The 319-nt window shown below is 39.8% G+C and carries 1 protein-coding gene; it reads left to right on the top strand.

Annotated features, from left to right (window positions below):
- Positions 1–26 precede the first annotated feature (26 nt).
- A partial coding sequence (locus tag AOG36_RS00385; RefSeq protein ID WP_202903431.1) for a restriction endonuclease subunit S occupies positions 27–319 on the top strand: 293 nt, incomplete at its 3' end.

Consider the following 319-nt stretch of genomic DNA (forward strand, 5'->3'; position numbering starts at 1 on the left):
GGGTAACTTGGAGGGAGTTTAAGTTAGTGGATTTGTTTAACTACACACGAGGCACACGGCTTACAAAAGAAAATAGGATTAAGGGCAATATCCCACTTGTTACCGCTGGTGAATCTAATCAAGGCGTTAAGGGGTTTATCAGCAATGAAAGCCAACAGGTTTTTAGCCACGCAATCACTATTGACATGTTTTGTAACTCTTTCGTGCATATCCGCGAGTTTTGTTGCGATGATAATATTTTGGTTTTGACCCCAAAGCAAGAAATGAGTCAATACCACCTTATGTTTATCAGTGTGCTTATTGCTAAGAGCAAGTCAAA

Origin of the sequence: Helicobacter heilmannii (genome assembly GCF_001283065.1) — a bacterium.
Classification (GTDB): domain Bacteria; phylum Campylobacterota; class Campylobacteria; order Campylobacterales; family Helicobacteraceae; genus Helicobacter; species Helicobacter heilmannii.